Source organism: Hyphococcus flavus, assembly GCF_028748065.1.
Taxonomy (GTDB): Bacteria; Pseudomonadota; Alphaproteobacteria; order Caulobacterales; family Parvularculaceae; genus Hyphococcus; species Hyphococcus flavus.
The window spans coordinates 773589-789600 of record NZ_CP118166.1; the positions used below are offsets into that span (position 1 = coordinate 773589).

The following is a 16012-nucleotide window of genomic DNA, read 5'->3' on the forward strand; positions in this document are numbered from 1 at the left end:
CTTCTCCTTAATTCTTTTGACCCTGCGCCTTCGCCATGAAGTTGGCGATGGGCCCGGATGAATTGTCATAATAATGGACGTTTTCTTTTGAAGAGATCGCTCCCCATTGTTTGGCGATCTCTTCAGGCGTCTGATTGTCAGGTGATAAATAAACACCGTCTGTTTCAACCATATGGGCCAGCGCGTAACCGCCCCCGGCGCAGCTTACAATGGCGCGGCTCGGCGCATCGTCGCTGACGAGATACAGCATTGCGGCGGTGATGGCGTCAGGCGTTAGCTGCTCAAGGATCGGTTCGGGTATGCCGAGATCTTCGGTCATGCGGGTGCGCGCCGAGGGCGACAGGACATTCACTTTGATGCTGTACTTGGCCCCTTCCAGATGCAGCGCGTTCATTAGGCCGATAAGCCCCGCCTTCGCAGCGCCGTAATTCGCCTGGCCGAATATGCCGTGCAGGCCCGACGGCGATGACGTAAAAATCACGCGGCCATAATTCTGGTCGCGCATTACAGGCCAGACCGCATGGGTGCATGTCGCCGAGCCGATCAGGTGCACGTCGATGACAGCCTTAAAATCCTCCAGCGTCATTTTGTAAAACGTCTTGTCGCGCAGAATCCCAGCGTTGTTGACGAGAATATCGACATGGCCCCACTTTTCCATGGCGGCGGCGACCATGGCCCCGACTTCATCGGGTTTCGTCACATTGGCGCCGTCAGCTATCGCCTCGCCGCCAGACGCGTTGATATGCGACGCGACCTCTTCCGCAGCACTGACTGATCCGCCTGAACCGTCCACCGCGCCGCCTAGATCGTTGACCACGACCTTGCAACCGCGCGCCGCGAGCGCAATAGCATGAGATTTTCCGAGACCATTGCCGGCACCGGTAACAATCGCGACCTTGCCTTCATACTTAATCGACAAAAGATTTCTCCGGTTTCTAAATTACTACGATTTCAGTATTTACTGAATTCGCAATGAAGCATTGCTCATGTGACAGATGGTGCATTTTCGCGAGCGCTTCAGCATCGACATCAACGCCATCCGCAAAGGTAATTTCCGGGCGAAGCTCCACACGCGTGACGGCAAGGCGTCCATGCTCATTTTTTGCCATATAGCCAACGGCCTTGTCTTCATAGGAATCAACCGTCAGCCGCTTGCGCGCTGCAATCGCCAGAAATGTCAGCATGTGGCAGCTTGAAACCGACGCGACAAAAGCTTCCTCGGGATCGACGCAGGACGGATCGCCTAAAAACGCCGGCGCGGCGGCGGCGCGCACTTCTTCGCCGTTATCGAAGCGCCAAAAATGCGTGCGATTATAATCGTCATAGGCGAAACTCTCCGTTTCGCGCTTCCAGCTAATTGTCGCCAGATGTTCCGACATTTAAACCACCTGCATGGTGAGCCATTCGGCAATCAACGCCGGTTTTTCCTCGCCATCAATTTCGACTTTGACGTCATAGACGAGAGACCACTGACCGCCGGACCGCTTCTCGACCGATTTCAGAGCAAACCGGGCGCGGATCTTTTTTCCTGCCCTCACAGCATTCACAAAGCGGACTTTTTCAAACCCGTAATTGACGCCCATCTTGATACCCTCAAGAATGAGCACGGCTCCCGCCGCCATTTTCGACAGCATGGATAACGTCAAAAAACCATGCGCAATTGTGCCGCCAAACGGAGTCTTCGCCGCCGCTTCCGGATCAACATGAATAAACTGAAGATCCTCGGTAACATCCGCGAATTTATCGATCCGGTCCTGATCTACCAACACCCAGTCAGATACGCCAACTTCTTTTCCGATATAATCGTTGATCTGGTCCGGCGTCACGACAGGCATGAAATTCGTCCTCAATAACCGCGAAGCTGCGCGATACGGTCTGCATGGAACGCTGGATCGCCGAACATTTCCTGCGCCACGCGAATGCGTTTCATGTAAAAACCAATGTCATACTCATCGGTCATGCCAATACCGCCATGCATCTGCACCGCTTCCTGGCTGGCAAGCTTTGCCACTTCGCCGACTTTCGCTTTGGCAAGCGAACAAACAGCCCCGGCGATACCGTAATTGTCGTCAAGTTCCTGCAGCGCTTTCAACACGGCTGACTTTGCGATTTCGATTTCCGAATAAAGATGCGCCGCACGATGTTGCAGCGCCTGGAAAGTTCCGATTTCAGTTCCGAATTGTTTGCGTTCTTTTAGATAATCGACAGTCATCTTGAAGGCTGCTTGCGAGGCTCCGGACATTTCCGCCGCCAGCCCGGCGCGCCCTGCATTCAATACGCCCTCAAGCGCGCCAAAACCGCCATCCACTTCACCAAGAATATCGTCGCCGGTGGCTTCGACGCCGTCGAACTTGATCCGCGCGGCATTGCGGCTGTCGACCATTTGCGTGCGTTCGACTTCGATGCCGTTTGATTTTGAATCGACAAGGAAAAGCGTGAGCCCTTTTCTCTCACCCGGCGAGCCTGCCGTTCGTGCAGCGACAATTATCTTGTCGGCCACATGGCCATCAGCCACAAAGGTTTTATCACCGGAAAGCTTGAAGCCGTTGCCGTGCTTTTCCGCCGCCATGGCGGTCTTCGCGGGTCCATGTTTCGCCCCCTCATCTACGGCAAGTGCGTAAAGCAACTCGCCCGCAGCGATTTTTGGCAGATTTTCCTGCCGTTGCGCGTCGTTCCCCAGCTTTTTCAGCGCCGTTGCCGCAAGGATCGATGATGAAAGGTAGGGCGAGGCCGTCAGTGTACGCCCCATCTCTTCCGCCAGCACGCCGGCGCCGACAAAACCAAAACCTGAACCGCCATAGCCTTCGTCTACGATGATGCCGGCCCAGCCCATCTCCGCCATTTCTTTCCAGAGATCGCGAGAAAAACCGTCCGGATCGTTGGCATCACGCAGTTTACGCAGCGCCGCAACGGGCGCCTTTTCGTCCAGAAACCCGCGCGCCGAGTCGCGCAGCATTTCCTGTTCTTCGTTGAGGATTAGAGGCATTTTATTTCCTTCACGCACCCGGAAGTTCAAGAATGCGTTTTGCAATGATGTTAAGCTGTACCTCAGATGTGCCGCCTTCGATGGAGTTGGCTTTGGTTCTGAGCCATCCGCGCGCGAGCTTGCCATCCTTGGTGCGCTCGCCTTCCCATTCGAGCTCATCCGAACCGCCAGCATCCATCATCAATTCATAACGGCGCTTGTTCAGTTCCGTGCCGTAATATTTGAGCATGGACGAATTGGCGCCGGTTCCCTGCCCCGCCTTCGCCTCGTCTTTCATGCGCTCCATTGTCAGCATGAACGCCCAGCCATCGACGTCGGCCTGTGCGATTTTAGCGCGCAGCATGGAATCATCTAGGCGACCGCCCGCATCGAGACCTGTTTTCTGCGCTGCGATCTCGCCCGGGCTGCGTGCGGCAATCAGCGAAGCCGATCCGCCGCCGCCGATCATTTCACGCTCGTGGGTCAGGAGATACTTCGCGACGTCCCAGCCCTTGTTGAGTTCGCCGACAATGGCGGAAACGCCCGGCGCATGCTCCTTTGGCACGGTCGCGTCGTCAAAGAATGTTTCACAGAAAGGCGACTTGCCGGATATCAATTTAATGGGCTTGGTCGAAACGCCATCCTGTTCCATATTGACAAGAATAAAACTTATACCTGTGTGCTTGGTCGCTTTCGGATCGGTACGCACAAGGACAAAAATCCAGTCCGCTTCATCGGCGTAAGAAGTCCACACCTTCTGACCGTTAATCAGCCAGTGATCGCCCTTGTCTTCGCATTTACATTGCAATGACGCGAGGTCGGAGCCCGCGTTTGGTTCCGAATAACCCTGGCACCAGCGGATTTCACCGCGCGCTATGGGCGGAAGAAAATGTGCTTTCTGTTCATGCGTTCCGTACTTCAAAAGCGCCGGACCCAACATCCAGATGCCGAAACTTTCAAGCGGCGAGCGCGCCTTGATAGCGCGCATCTCAGCTTTCAGGATTTTGACTTCTTCCTTTGAAAGCCCGCCGCCGCCATATTCTTTCGGCCAGGAGGGAACGGTCCAGCCCTTTTCCGCCATGCGACCCAGCCAGATCTTTTGCGCTTCGGATTCGAACGTCCAGCGTTTACCGCCCCAGCAGATCGAATCCTCGCCGCCGGCGCCCGCATCACGCATTTCCTTGGGACAGTTCTCTTCGAGCCAGGCCCGCACTTCTTTACGGAAAGCTTCCAAGTCGCTCATGGCGTTTCCTCTCTTTTAGATCGCCAGCGCAGGCGGGTGTTCCAATGCGATTTTTCGCACGGTTATTTTATCGAACTTCGCCGTTCCCAGTCTGGGCAATGGCGAAGGTGAAATCCAGATGCGTTCCGGCGTTTTAAAGTCCGCCAGTTCCTCATTTATGAATGCACGCAATTCCGCCGGGTGCAGTTGCGCGCCGTCTTTCGGATAAACGACGAGACCAACCCGCTCGCCCAGCTTGTCGTCAGGCACGGAGAATACCGCCGCCTCGGCAACACCGTCATGCTCATACGCACGGTTCTCAACCTCCAGACAGGAAACATTCTCGCCGCCTCGAATGATCATATCCTTGATGCGATCGACGATATAGACGAAATCCTGCTCGTCCATCCTGCCGAGGTCGCCCGTGCGGAACCAGCCGTCAGGCGTCAGGGCCTTCGCCGTTTCTTCCGGCAAGTTGTGATAACCGCGGAAGTTTGCGGGACTTCTGATCCAGATTTCACCAACCTCACCGCGCGCAACATCCTTGCCGTCTTTTACAATTTTTATGTCCGTTACAGGCGGTACGGGCCGCCCTGTTGAGTCCGGGCGTTCCTGATAAAAATTCTGCGAGATGACGCAACCAATCGCATTTGTTTCCGATAATCCGTAACCGGAAGATGGATTAGCGTTGTGAAATTTTTCTTTTAGTTTTTTTACGTGATCGGGCGGGCGTTTGGCGCCGCCAGAACCGATATCCATCAGGGTCGGCACTTCCCCTGGATCGACGCTTTGTGTCAATTCATAAGACTGGCTCGGCACGCCGACAAAATTCGTAAGGCTTTCTTCCCTGATGATGCGCGCGGCGTCTTTTGCATCCCAGCGATAAATCATAGCGAGCCGCCGGCCGATAATCATCGACATCATGAAGATCGAGTGAGAGCCCGTAACATGGAACAATGGCACCGCGAGCAGAATGCCAGGGTTTTCGCCCATGGGACTAATACCATCGCGGGCAAGCGTCAGCGTGTTGACGACAAACCACCAGGACCACAGGGTTGAAACAGCGCCGCGATGAGTCAACACAACGCCTTTCGGCTGACCGGTGGAACCGGACGTGTAAACAAGTGAAAAATCGTCTTCCGGATCGATATCGACTTGCGGCTCTTCAGTATTCGATGAACCCGCGAGCAGATCTTCATAGCGAAAATCAGCGCCCTCGCCTTCCTCCCGGGCGAGGATCAGCGTCAAACCCATCTTTTCATGCAGAGGCTTTAGATATTCGAGACGTCGCGCGTCGGCGATGACGATTTTTGCACCGCTGTCCCTCAGGCCGTATTCCAGCTCGTCAGCTTTCCACCAGGCATTTAACGGCACCACAACCGCGCCGAGCGAAATGATCGCCATGTAGGCAATGCACCACTCAGGATAGTTGCGCATGGCGAGAGCGACATAATCGCCCTTCTTGACGCCGAGCTCATTCTCAAGGGCATGCGCGAACCGGCACACGCGTGACCAGGTTTCGGCAAAACTCAGGCGCTCACCTTTGAAAATCAAAAAATCCTGATCGCCGAATTTGGCGCTATCGGCGAAGATCGTCCGCAGGTGACGCGGCGCATTCGCAAAAACACGATACTTGTTACCGCGAATCTCAGCCTCTGTGATCGCAAATTGCGGGTCCGTGCCGACGAGTTTCATCGCCGCTTCGATCAACGTTTGAAGTTCAAGCGGCGGTGCGTCGGCTAGCGGGTTACTCTTCCCTGACATCGAAAACCTTTTTGTTTAGTTTTCCATGTATCTAGCCGACGGTGAGCGCTGACGGAACAACCGTATGCAGTCACCCGGGGTTAATTTGCAGAAATGCGGTTTCGGATTGATCCTAGGTAGGTGCTGATTTTTTCTTCGATGCCTTCTGGCCGCCCCTCGAGGCGCCACAAGCCATAAATCGCACTTATATATATAACAGCGCCAGCCAACACATCTGCCAAAAGCCGCAAGAGTGCAGACATCTCCTGGAAACTGCTGAAATTCGGCCGCAGTACTAAAAACCACACCGCCATGGCGGCAATGGCGCTTAGCGACCGGCGCGCCGCCAATAGCGGCTCCCAAAAGCCGCGATGGCTCGCCCGAGCATAAAGTACAAGATTTAGAACAACGTGGAAAAGCCCGGCCCCAGCAGCGGCAATGACGCCTCCTGTCAGACCGTGAGCCAGCACCGCCCAAATAAATATGGGCGTCCTCACCACAAAGAATACGAGTTCCCGCAGGAAAACAAGCCTCGTAAGCCCAAGAGCAACAGCGTAGGCTTGCGTGGCGAAAAAGAGTGACTGCAGACCAACGACTGGCGCGAGAAAAGTAATTACGGGGACAGCGGCGCTCCATTTGTCGCCAAGCAAGACATAAGTGAAATCGGTCGCCACGAAACCAAGGCCGAACGCTGCAGGCATGGCGAACGCGCCCAACGCCTCGACACCGCGAAGAAATGCGCCGCGCATTCGGGCGGCGTCCCCTTGCATCTCGGAGAGGCCCGGAAAGATTGCACGTGTCATAGGCATGGCGATCTGCCCGGCAACCATTTCGGATAACTGAAACCCGAGGAAATAGGCGCCGCCGCCGCTGGTTCCAACCAGGCGGCTGACGATCGGAACATCGAGTTTATTATTAAGCGCCGCCATGAAGCTGACGCCGCCTAGCCAGCCTGAAAAACCGATCAGCTTACGAAAAGATTTAAGAGAAAACCTCGGCGCGTATGGCCGCAAACCATACGATAATACCGCCTGGACGACCCCACCTGCAATCAGACCTAATATGATCGCCCAGTAAGTCCGAAAAATAATGGCGATGCTCAAAGATACGGCAACGCCAACAAGCCGGTTGACAATGACGACAATGAACTCGCGAGAAAATTTTAGGTCTCGTTCGAACTCATAAAATTTTGGATTAACAAGGCCGAGGAGAACAGGGAAAAGCGCAATTCCTGAAAACGCCCAAAATAATCTGGGATCGCCGTAAAAATCTGCCGCGAACGGCGCCGCTGTAAACAAAATCGCAGCAATGATCACGCCTCTGATGAGTGAGAACGTGAATAACGTGTCGAGATCGTCACGGTCCGCATCGCGAAACTTCACGACCGCCTGAGCAACGCCGATGTCTGACACTCCCTGAAGGAGCTGCATCGCGATAGTCGCGGTGGCGACGATGCCTATATCTTCCGGCACGAGCAGCCGAGCGACGATAATCGTATTGAGCGCCCCGATGAGGCGCGCAAATAACCCCGCCCCCATTATCCAGGCCGCACCATGAGCGACCCGCGTCGTCAGGGACTGAGCACCGCCAACATTCGCCGGATCAGACATAATTCATCCTGATTACTATAGGACAGGCGCTTAACCGGTTTCGTCAACAATGGCGATATTCCCATTTTGGGGTATTGCTTAGTCGCTTTCGCCTCTTTAGTTGCGAAGAGGAGTATTTTACTGGTGCATCCATGCCGCATACCTCTGCCCTTATGACCGTCATGATTAACGCCGCCCGCAAGGCGGCGCGCGGACTTGTACGCGATTTTGGCGAGGCTCAGGCGCTCCAAGTTTCAAGGAAAGGCGCGGCTGATTTCGTCTCTCGCGCTGACCTCAAGGCTGAAGAGGAAATTTACGAGGAACTTTCCAAGGCTCGGCCAAAATATGGTTTCGTCATGGAAGAGAAGGGAGAAGTTGAAGGTTCTGATAATTCCAATCGATGGATAATCGACCCTCTCGACGGAACTACAAACTTTCTTCATGGATTACCACAATTCGCAATCTCGATTGCCCTTGAACGTGACCGTCAGCCCTATGCCGGCGTTGTCTATAATCCGGCAACCGATGAATTGTTCTGGGCTGAAAAAGGGGAAGGCGCTTACCTTAACGATCGTCGTATCCGCGTTTCCGGACGTACAGACCTAAGTACTTGCCTTTTTGCCTGCGGATTGCCTTTCGCAGGACGTCCCGGACGCAAGCAAGCGCTGGAAGAAACAAAACGTGTCTTGAGAGAAACCTCAGGCATTCGAAGGTTCGGCGCTGCGGCTTTGGACTTGGCTTTTGTCGCCGCCGGCCGCTTCGATGCATTCTGGGAACGCAACCTTAATATCTGGGACGTCGCAGCGGGCGCATGTCTCGTGCGCGAAGCTGGCGGCATGGTCAGCGAAATCGAGGGCGGAAAGCATTACCTAACCGCCGGCTCAATTCTGGCGACAAATCCGGAAATCTATGAAAAAGCCCAAAATCTGCTAAGAGACTAGGTTGTTACAAGCAAAGATAATGCCTGTAGCGCCAGCGGACTGATTGCGGGTCAACGGTCTCACCATCAAACTGGGCGTTTAATCCGTAAGCTTCACAATGTGTCTGGGCCTCGGCGAACAAGTCGTCTGGATCGAAATCGTAAGGATCATAGGGGATCGAGATGGAAGGCTGTTGGCCGTAACGAGGCCCCGGGTCAGAGGCGCACGCTGACACGGTCAGAATTCCCGCCGCCAGAATAAAGAATTTAAACAACGTCGCCATACGCCAGCCTCCATCGCGCCATTGATTGCGCAGGCAGCATGCTAACAGCGCGAGCAACAATAAAAAAGAGCGCGGGGAATCAAAGGGAGGGACAAGAGGGCTACCCGCGCTCTTCTACAATCGGGGCTGGCATAGCAGCCCCGAATTTCGCTTATTGTCGATTAAGCAACGTTTTAAGCGGCGTCAGCGTCTTTCAGGACTTTGACATTGCCGGCTTTGTCGCCGCCAATTGAAATCTTGCGGGGCTTTGCCGATTCCGGGATTTCCCGTCTCAGTTCAATATTCAAGAGCCCGTTTACAAGACTTGCGCCGGCGACTTCCACATGTTCGGCGAGCTGAAAACGGCGCTGGAAAGATCGACCTGCAATACCTTGATGCAGGAATGTGCGGCCATTGTCGGTCTCGCTTCGATTGCCAGTCACGGTCAACGTATTCTCGTGCAGTTCCACATCAAGCTCGTCGTCAGCAAACCCTGCGACTGCGAGAGTGATGCGGTAATCATTTTCATCAACTCGTTCAATGTTGTAGGGCGGATAACCGCTAGTGTCGGTCTTGCCCATGGTATCGAGCAAGTCGAAAACGCGGTCAAAGCCGACGGTTGAACGATAAAGGGGGGTTAGATCAAAAGTGCGCATGTGCTTGTTCCTCCTTAGCTCAAGCGAGGGTTGAGACGCCCGGTTTCCCGCCGGTATGGCCGGGATAGAGCGCCCAGAGTTGCTATCAGACGAAGCCATCTGGCCTCCGTCATAATTTGAGATAGTCGCTCCGGCAGGGGGTTCAAGAGCCTGTCATATGAGAAATCACCCATTAGACCCACGTGAAAAGCATGGTAAAGACGCTCTCAATTGAAGATGGGAGCGAGTACTTATGAATTTTCTGAAGATCCTTCCTTATGGATTTGCATTGGCCGGGTTGGCGTTGGGGCTTAGCGCATGTGGAGGCGACAACAATGCGTCCAGCGACCCTGCAGCAGACTCTGAGCCAGCGGCGCCGATGGACAATGCGGCGCGTCTTGATGCGGTTCTGGCCGGCAGCCATCGATCAGACGAAGAGCGGGCTAGAGATCAATATCGCAACCCCAAAGAAACGCTGCTTTTCTTCGGCATTGAACCAGACATGACCGTCGTTGAAATATCTCCGGGCGGCGGCTGGTACACGCAAGTCATTGCGCCATACCTCAAGACAGGCGGCGGCAAACTCTATGCTACCGGTTTCGCGCTAGAAGGCGCAAGCGAGCGCGCCCTGGCCGCGAACGAAACATTTCGCACGACTTACGTGGAGCAACCAGACATCTATGGCGAAGTCGAGATGACCTATTTGGGTGACGGCTATCATATCGCGCCAGAAGGGTCAGCCGATGCTGTCGTTACGTTCCGTAACGTTCACGGTTGGCGGGATGAAGGAGAAGCGGCCGCGAATTTCGCCGAATTTTACCGCGCGCTGAAACCGGGCGGCATCCTGGGCGTTATCGATCACAGAGCCGATGGCGCCGAGTTACCTCGTGATGGGTCGTCTGGTTATATGTATACGGACGATGTGATCGCTTTTGCGACCGAAGCCGGGTTTGATTATGACGCCGCATCTGAAATAAACGCAAACGCCGCCGATACGAAAGATCATCCGTTCGGTGTCTGGACATTGCCGCCAGTACGTCGATCGTCTGAAATCCGCGGCCAGGAAGACCCGGATTTTGACCGCGCTGCTTATGACGCTATCGGCGAAAGCGACCGCATGACGCTAAAATTCCGTAAACCAATCGCTGCGGACGGCGCATTGTTGGAATAGTTTGGCAAAATGCCCGAAGAACGAGACAATCCGTTATGCGGAGCGGCAAAACAATTTTTTGCCGCTCCGTTTGGCGCAGTGCTGGCGCTTTTGTCCGAAGAAGGCGATTCGTTGTGGGTTGACGGGAGGAAAGATACGCCCACCATACTTTTGAAACCGCCAGCCAACACAGAACCAGCATGTGTTTGGCGCGGAAAACGGGACTCTCTTATTCGCGCGCTCGCCAGCAACCGGGCTTTTGAAAGCGCCTATGTTTCCGGGAGGGTTGCCGTCGCAGGAGACATAAGTGTCATGTCGCGGCTTCATTTAGGTCTGAAAAAGTGAGCCGCTTCATTGAAATCGACGACAACCCAGTACCCGACGGCGCTGAAGCTATGGAGTTTTCCGCCCCTGACGGAGCAAGACTACGCGGCGGCTTTTTTCCCGTAGATAATGCGCGCGCTACAGTCGTGCTTATGACTGGCTGGCCTGAGTTCATCGAGAAATACTTCGAAGTTATCGAAGATTTACGCGCACGCAAATTTAACGTTGCGATGATGGATTGGCGCGGACAAGGGCTTTCTGACCGCAAGAGCGCGCCAAAAATAAAATGGCGTAAATTTTTTCATCTGCTCATGAGTGACTTGCGGCATTTTATGGAATTGCATGTAAAGGCGCGCTTTAACGGACCATACATATTAATGACCCATTCCATGGGCGGCATGTCAGCGCTATTGCTGCTTGCAAGCGGATATCCGGCGTTTGAGCGTGCTGTTCTTTGTGCGCCAATGACGCGGCTGCTCCGCGAACCGCATAACAAGATCACAGACTTTATCTCCGGCCTTGCTGTCATCTTTGGCGCCGCCGCAATACCGGTTATACGAAAAAGAGATCACGCTGAGCATTTTGAAGGAAATATTTTTACCAGTGATCCGGTCCGTCACGCCCGATTCAGACAATTACTTCATACCGCGCCGGAAGCAGCAAATAAGGCGCCGACCTATGGCTGGGTAAATGCAGCGATAAAGGCCAGCTACAGTATTCATCGCCCGCACGCGCTTGACGGAATAAAAACTCCTACTTTGATCATCACAGCAGGAAAAGAACGCCAGATTGACGGTACAGACCATGCTGTAATCGCCGCCGCAAATCCGAATATTAGGCTGAAGACCGTTCCTGGCTCGCTCCATGAGATCATGATGGAACAAGATGAGATGCGGACAGCGTATTTTGATGCATTTGATGAATTCGTAGAGCCCATTTTTCAGCCCTAGCCTTTCAATTCAATGCCTCAGTTTGACAGCGCCCCCTCCTGTTGCGGAAGCCAAACGGCATGTCATCGATATATACGCGCCAAAATAAGATTTACTGAGTGCCTCAGCGAGCAAAGCTCGCAACACGCCGAATACGGGCGATGTCTCAAGAGATATGATGGCCCTGATGTTGACTGGCCATCTCGCAGCACAATGCGAAAGCCTAGATTAAGTCGTTAAAAGTTTTAGCGCCGCCTCATGCAGCTCCGGCGTTGCCGCGGCGATAACTTCGCCTCGATCATCCGTCCCCACCGCATGCCCTCGCCAATTGGTGACGACGCCGCCGGCGCCCTCAACAATAGGAATAAGCGCAGCATAGTCATGACGCTTCAAACAAGTTTCCAACACAAGATCCAGCTCGCCAATCGCCAGTAGCCCATAAGCATAAGCATCCATGCTGAAGCGCGCCACACGTGAGGCTGCATTAACGCGCGCAAACGACTGTGCTTCCTTTTCTGAGTAATAAGCGCTCGCCAGCGGGTCAGTAGTAGAAATTCGGGCGGCGGCAAGCTCCCTTACGCCGCTCGTCCTGGCATTCACATCCTTACCGCCAACACTGTATGTTACACTGCTGCTAAAGCCGACCCAGCGCTCATTTATGAATGGCTGATCGATTAGCCCAAGCACTGGCTCCCCTTCGCGCTCAAGCGCAATCAACGTCGTCCATGTCGCGCAACCACATACAAATGCGCGCGTACCGTCAACCGGATCCAGAATCCAGCGCCAAGCGGATTTCCCTGCACGCTCTTCGAATTCTTCTCCAAGGATTCCATGTTCAGGATAGGTTGTCTCAATTAAGTCCCGAATAGCGCGCTCGCCTTCCCGATCAGCGTCGGTGACAGGGTCGAAATCATCCCCCGGGGTTTCTTCGAGCTTATTGACGATGGGGATGCCATTGCGGAAACGAGGCAATGTTTTCAACCGGGCGGCGTCAGCCAGCCGGTTTGCAAAGGCGGCGAATTCAGAAAGATCTTGAGGTGTAAAAGACATGCGGCGGCGATCATGAAGACCGCCGCCGCTTGGTGCAAGAATTTTAGGCGCAGGAAAGCTTCTTTATTTGCAGGCTAACCTTCGTTGGATAAAGCACGCGCAAGATCCAGCAGGCGCCGACGGGGTTCTTCGTCGAGACGATAATAGTAACGGACAAGATCCATTGTTTCTTTTTCTTCCAGAAGGCCTTCAGCAGGCGCTTCCGCAAACCCGTACTCTTCGCGAAGATTGATATCGAGCTTCGGCTCGGCGCCGTTCATGCCTTCGAAAAAATACGAAATGGACACGTCGAGGGCTTTCGCTAAAGACCATAGACGCGACGCCGAAATCCTGTTGGAGCCACTTTCGTATTTTTGGATTTGCTGAAAGCGAATATCAACGGCATTCGCCAGTTTTTCCTGGGTTAATCCCAAAAGCCGGCGTCGCTGCCTAAGTCTTTTGCCCACATGAATATCAATCGGATGCGCCATTACCATACTCCACAAACGCCGTGCGCTGCCCGCGCAAAACTGCTGAACGTTGTGGGGGTAAACGCAAGCTCCATGCCGGAATGGTGAAACGGCGCAAACCCTTTCGCCTCTTACGCGACTTCGTCTCGTTAAGAGTGTAGAACGCTGCATAAACGCAACGGCGGTGGAATTCCTGTGCCGGGATGGCACAGGGCGCATCTCAATCGATCATTTTCGCCGAGCGTAACCAGAACTGCTCATCAAATCCCGGCGTTTCGAGATTAACAATAAATTGCCTCGACGCCGCCTCCCACGAAAAGTTTTCTGCCCATGCACGACATTCTTCCGGATTGCGCTTTTCATAGGCCGTGAGGCACGCTTTTGTCAGGTCTTCGTTCATCGCCCCGCACCCAGCTGGTGCGCCATCAAGAATTTCGAGGGGACCGCGTACCGGATAGGCCGCCACTGGCACGCCGCAGGCAAGCGCCTCTACATTCACGAGGCCGAAAGTGTCTGTGCGGGATGGGAATACAAAAACATCCGAAGCCTGATAATATTTTGTCAGCTCGTCTCCGTATTTCGGTCCGGTGAAGACAGCGTCCGGATATTTTGCTTCCAATTCTTCTTTTTGCGGGCCATCGCCGACAATAAGTTTCGTTCCTGGCAAGTCAGCTTCGAGGAAATCTTCAATGCTTTTTTCAACAGCCAGCCGGCCGACATAGAGAAAAATCGGGCGCTCGTGACTATCAAGAAAACTGCGATCGCCAGGCTGAAACTGTTCCAGATCGACGCCGCGCGCCCACAATTTCATTTTGGAAAAGCCGCGCTCAGTTAGCTCCTCTACTAGGCCAGGCGTCGCCACCATCATGGTTTCGCCGTCCTTGTGAAAGTCTTTCAGAATTGAGTATCCCCAGTGCGTAGGCACTTTCCAGCGTTCATTGGCGTACTCGGCAAAGCGCGTATGAAAGCTCGTCGTAAACGGGTAGCCGCGTCGCTTACAAAACCGTCTTGTCGCCCGGCCGATCGGCCCCTCGGTCGCAATGTGAATTGCATCAGGCTGAAAGTCGTTGATCAATTTCGCGACCTTACGGTTCGGCAACAACGACAATCGAATTTCTGGATAGGAAGGCAGCGGCACCGAACGAAACTCGTTTGGCGTTATGTAAAGAACCTCATTGCCAAAGTCAGTGAGGATTTTGCCGAGCGTGTCGAGCGTTCTGACAACGCCGTTTAACTGGGGTTTCCACGCATCCGTAGCGATAACAACTTTAAGGCCGCTCTCTCCTTTAGGCATATCAAACTGTTTTCTGGCTCTGGTGAGCCTGCCCATGCCTGAGCCAAGCCGCCGCAGCGCGCTTTTCTTCTTTTCCGTTTTTTCGGACGGCTGCGCTTGCTCTTCTGTCATGAAATCCGCCGTTTCGCTGGTTAAAGATCGCGTGAGGTAGTCTAACCGCGCTGTTTTGACAATCGAAAGCCGCGCCTTAGCCCGGATTTACGATCGTTAAGCTGTTAGATCGGCAAGGCCTGTCAATATGTGCAACTGCGAAAAAACAATGCTGCACTGCAGAAATTTCTGTTGCGTCGCAATATATTCTGCTGCTAGTCTCTGAAGTGCAGCGCATGGCGCTGCTGCCCAAGTTCTTGGGCGTTTCCTCCCTAACGACTTTAGGCCGCGGATTTCCGCGGCCTTTTTTTATTCAGCAGCCTGAGGCGGGCGCTGTTCAATACCGCGCGACGTGACAAGCCGCTCTATCAGGCGGGTCATATTCAAGCGCAAAGTCTCAAAATCCCCTGTCCGGGCTATGCGACGCTCATCCAGGTAAAGCGCCCTGTTGATCTCGATTTGCAGCACATGGACGCCTTCTCGCGGCCGACCGTAGGAAGAAGCGACATAGCCGCCGGCATAAGGCGCGTTGCGGGCAACCTGATAGCCATACCCACGCAGGATGTCCTCCGTCTCGGCGACAATCGACGGGTCGCACGACGAGCCAAAACGGTCGCCCAGTACGAAATCGATCCGCGGCTCCCCAGCCCGGAAAGGAGCGCCGCCCGCTGACGGCATGGAATGACAGTCGATCAGCACCGCAACCCCGAATTGAGAGCGTGCATCATCAATCAGCCGTCTTAAGGCCGCGTGATAGGGGTCGTAACAGGCCGCCAGTCTGCGCCGGGCGTCAAAATAATAGAGTTTGCGGGAATAAATATCCTGGCCGTCCGCGACAATGCGCGGGATGACCCCCAAACCGGCAATGACGCGGCTCGACCGCGTATCGGCATGCTTCGGCACATCATCAGAAAACATGCGGGGATCAAGCTCGTCGCGCGCCCGATTGACGTCAACAAATGCACGAGGAAACAGCGCGCGCAGCAGTGGCGCGCCAAAACGCGGCGCCTCGTCAAACAATAGGTCCACATAGCTGTCTTCCGACTGACGCAAGGCGTGCCGGTCAAGCCTTGTATTGCGCAAGAGTTCACCCGGATAATCACGGCCCGAATGAGGAGAAGCGAAAATCAACGGCGTTGTCGCCAGCTCGGGAGATAGCACCTCAACGGCGCGGCGTGGCGCAAACTGATCAGAAGAGTTAGGCTTTGGCGGCATCAGGCACCCAGGCTTGAAAACAAAATGACATCCGGCATGTTAACGCGAAGTTGCAAGCTTCGTTAAGGTCATATCGTTAAAGGGCGGTGATGCGGAGCGTTTTTTGCAGGACAGGACTTAATTCAGGTGGCGACCTTGCTGGATTCTCTATATTGGACGCCCTGGTGCGGTTGAT

At 54.2% G+C, this 16012-nt stretch carries 16 protein-coding genes; 3 read left to right on the forward strand and 13 right to left on the reverse strand.

The window, feature by feature from the left end:
- Window positions 1-7: 7 nt before the first annotated feature.
- The 7 genes from PUV54_RS03850 to PUV54_RS03880 all read right to left on the reverse strand — a co-directional run bounded on the left by PUV54_RS03850 (window position 8) and on the right by PUV54_RS03880 (window position 7540).
- The gene (locus PUV54_RS03850; protein WP_274494246.1) at window positions 8-919 is read right to left on the reverse strand and encodes an SDR family NAD(P)-dependent oxidoreductase; all 912 of its coding nucleotides are present in this window, start codon (window positions 917-919) and stop codon (window positions 8-10) included.
- Window positions 920-935: 16 nt separating this feature from the next.
- Complete coding sequence (locus PUV54_RS03855) at window positions 936-1379, reverse strand: OsmC family protein (protein WP_274494247.1); 444 nt, start codon at window positions 1377-1379, stop codon at window positions 936-938.
- Window positions 1380-1835, reverse strand: a complete 456-nt coding sequence (locus tag PUV54_RS03860) for a MaoC family dehydratase (RefSeq protein ID WP_274494248.1) — start codon at window positions 1833-1835, stop codon at window positions 1380-1382.
- Between the two features lie 11 nt (window positions 1836-1846).
- Complete coding sequence (locus tag PUV54_RS03865) at window positions 1847-2986, reverse strand: acyl-CoA dehydrogenase family protein (protein WP_274494249.1); 1140 nt, start codon at window positions 2984-2986, stop codon at window positions 1847-1849.
- A gap of 10 nt (window positions 2987-2996) precedes the next feature.
- Entirely contained in the window at window positions 2997-4208 is a 1212-nt protein-coding gene (locus PUV54_RS03870) for an acyl-CoA dehydrogenase family protein (protein WP_274494250.1), read from the reverse strand.
- 15 nt (window positions 4209-4223) lie between these two features.
- Complete coding sequence (locus tag PUV54_RS03875) at window positions 4224-5951, reverse strand: class I adenylate-forming enzyme family protein (protein ID WP_274494251.1); 1728 nt, start codon at window positions 5949-5951, stop codon at window positions 4224-4226.
- 80 nt (window positions 5952-6031) lie between these two features.
- On the reverse strand, window positions 6032-7540 hold the full coding sequence (locus PUV54_RS03880) for a lipopolysaccharide biosynthesis protein (protein WP_274494252.1): 1509 nt from the start codon (window positions 7538-7540) through the stop codon (window positions 6032-6034).
- Between the two features lie 131 nt (window positions 7541-7671).
- Here PUV54_RS03880 and PUV54_RS03885 point away from each other — a divergent pair, with 131 nt between their 5' ends.
- Window positions 7672-8460 (forward strand): inositol monophosphatase family protein, encoded by a 789-nt coding sequence (locus PUV54_RS03885; protein WP_274494253.1) that lies wholly within the window; start codon window positions 7672-7674, stop codon window positions 8458-8460.
- A gap of 4 nt (window positions 8461-8464) precedes the next feature.
- On the opposite strand, the gene PUV54_RS03890 is transcribed toward PUV54_RS03885, so the two are convergent.
- Both PUV54_RS03890 and PUV54_RS03895 read right to left on the reverse strand, forming a co-directional pair.
- A complete protein-coding gene (locus PUV54_RS03890; protein ID WP_274494254.1) occupies window positions 8465-8722 on the reverse strand; it encodes a hypothetical protein in 258 nt (85 codons plus the stop codon).
- A gap of 173 nt (window positions 8723-8895) precedes the next feature.
- Window positions 8896-9357, reverse strand: coding sequence for an Hsp20 family protein (locus PUV54_RS03895; RefSeq protein ID WP_274494255.1), 462 nt, complete (start codon window positions 9355-9357; stop codon window positions 8896-8898).
- A 232-nt stretch (window positions 9358-9589) separates the two neighbouring features.
- On the opposite strand from PUV54_RS03895, the gene PUV54_RS03900 reads away from it, so the two are divergent.
- Together PUV54_RS03900 and PUV54_RS03905 are read left to right on the forward strand one after the other, a co-directional pair.
- Window positions 9590-10507: a class I SAM-dependent methyltransferase gene (locus tag PUV54_RS03900; protein WP_274494256.1), complete on the forward strand. Its 918-nt coding sequence runs from the start codon at window positions 9590-9592 to the stop codon at window positions 10505-10507.
- Window positions 10508-10827: 320 nt separating this feature from the next.
- Window positions 10828-11760 (forward strand): alpha/beta hydrolase, encoded by a 933-nt coding sequence (locus PUV54_RS03905; protein WP_274494257.1) that lies wholly within the window; start codon window positions 10828-10830, stop codon window positions 11758-11760.
- Between the two features lie 207 nt (window positions 11761-11967).
- Here the strand turns inward: PUV54_RS03905 and PUV54_RS03910 are convergent, their stop codons facing one another.
- The 4 genes from PUV54_RS03910 to PUV54_RS03925 form a co-directional block, all read right to left on the reverse strand.
- Complete coding sequence (locus tag PUV54_RS03910) at window positions 11968-12789, reverse strand: inositol monophosphatase family protein (RefSeq protein ID WP_274494258.1); 822 nt, start codon at window positions 12787-12789, stop codon at window positions 11968-11970.
- Between the two features lie 74 nt (window positions 12790-12863).
- Window positions 12864-13259 (reverse strand): helix-turn-helix domain-containing protein, encoded by a 396-nt coding sequence (locus PUV54_RS03915; RefSeq protein WP_274494259.1) that lies wholly within the window; start codon window positions 13257-13259, stop codon window positions 12864-12866.
- A 199-nt stretch (window positions 13260-13458) separates the two neighbouring features.
- Complete coding sequence (locus PUV54_RS03920) at window positions 13459-14643, reverse strand: glycosyltransferase family 4 protein (RefSeq protein WP_274494260.1); 1185 nt, start codon at window positions 14641-14643, stop codon at window positions 13459-13461.
- A 288-nt stretch (window positions 14644-14931) separates the two neighbouring features.
- A complete protein-coding gene (locus PUV54_RS03925; protein ID WP_274494261.1) occupies window positions 14932-15837 on the reverse strand; it encodes an N-formylglutamate amidohydrolase in 906 nt (301 codons plus the stop codon).
- Window positions 15838-16012 lie beyond the last annotated feature (175 nt).

Coding starts and splice junctions, on each gene's coding strand:
- PUV54_RS03855 (WP_274494247.1), bottom strand. CDS start 1,379: ATGTCGGAACATCTGGCGACAATTAGCTGGAAGCGCGAAACGGAGAGT.
- PUV54_RS03860 (WP_274494248.1), bottom strand. CDS start 1,835: ATGCCTGTCGTGACGCCGGACCAGATCAACGATTATATCGGAAAAGAA.
- PUV54_RS03865 (WP_274494249.1), bottom strand. CDS start 2,986: ATGCCTCTAATCCTCAACGAAGAACAGGAAATGCTGCGCGACTCGGCG.
- PUV54_RS03870 (WP_274494250.1), bottom strand. CDS start 4,208: ATGAGCGACTTGGAAGCTTTCCGTAAAGAAGTGCGGGCCTGGCTCGAA.
- PUV54_RS03875 (WP_274494251.1), bottom strand. CDS start 5,951: ATGTCAGGGAAGAGTAACCCGCTAGCCGACGCACCGCCGCTTGAACTT.
- PUV54_RS03880 (WP_274494252.1), bottom strand. CDS start 7,540: ATGTCTGATCCGGCGAATGTTGGCGGTGCTCAGTCCCTGACGACGCGG.
- PUV54_RS03885 (WP_274494253.1), top strand. CDS start 7,672: ATGCCGCATACCTCTGCCCTTATGACCGTCATGATTAACGCCGCCCGC.
- PUV54_RS03890 (WP_274494254.1), bottom strand. CDS start 8,722: ATGGCGACGTTGTTTAAATTCTTTATTCTGGCGGCGGGAATTCTGACC.
- PUV54_RS03895 (WP_274494255.1), bottom strand. CDS start 9,357: ATGCGCACTTTTGATCTAACCCCCCTTTATCGTTCAACCGTCGGCTTT.
- PUV54_RS03900 (WP_274494256.1), top strand. CDS start 9,590: ATGAATTTTCTGAAGATCCTTCCTTATGGATTTGCATTGGCCGGGTTG.
- PUV54_RS03910 (WP_274494258.1), bottom strand. CDS start 12,789: ATGTCTTTTACACCTCAAGATCTTTCTGAATTCGCCGCCTTTGCAAAC.
- PUV54_RS03915 (WP_274494259.1), bottom strand. CDS start 13,259: ATGGCGCATCCGATTGATATTCATGTGGGCAAAAGACTTAGGCAGCGA.
- PUV54_RS03920 (WP_274494260.1), bottom strand. CDS start 14,643: ATGACAGAAGAGCAAGCGCAGCCGTCCGAAAAAACGGAAAAGAAGAAA.
- PUV54_RS03925 (WP_274494261.1), bottom strand. CDS start 15,837: ATGCCGCCAAAGCCTAACTCTTCTGATCAGTTTGCGCCACGCCGCGCC.